This window comes from Bradyrhizobium sp. Ken51 (genome assembly GCF_055807435.1).
This window is the reverse complement of record NZ_JBVVPB010000139.1, coordinates 1-475: the sequence shown is the minus strand read 5'-3', so window position 1 is coordinate 475 and position 475 is coordinate 1. Positions and strand designations below refer to the sequence as shown.

General features: G+C 59.8%; 1 pseudogene. It reads left to right on the top strand.

What is annotated here, in order from left to right:
• Positions 1-284: 284 nt before the first annotated feature.
• Positions 285-475, top strand: a pseudogene (locus AC0L27_RS41195) (hypothetical protein); the annotation flags it as partial.

Sequence of the window (475 nt, the reverse complement as noted above, 5' to 3'; positions counted from 1 at the left end):
TGGGTCCGTGGCCGCGTCCTCGACCTCTCGCTGGCGGCCGCGCGCAGCTTGGGGATTACAAATCGTGGCGTTGCTCAGGTCCGTGCTGAGGTGTTGTAGCAGACGTGCATTGCCCTGCGAAAGCACACAACTGCCGCCCACGCGCCCGTACGTCAACAGTCCGGCTTTTGGCCTGAAACGAATCTGCCGTGTCTCTAAAGAACCCTGACGCTATCGCGGCCCTCGTATCGGCCCTTAGGCTCGTCCACGGAGACGAAGTCGCGCGAACCATGCTCCAGGAAGGTATGAGCCTCGCCACGCTGATGGACACGATGCTCTCCGCACCGATAGCACATCGCGATGCCGTTCGATACGTCGCGAGTGCCTTAGATGACTTCGCCATTACACCAGAACTTGGTCCGGTCTGGCATCTTCGTTACCTGTATGATGATCAGCCCGGCTCATTTCGCGTCGTCGATTTGGAGATAGCCACGCC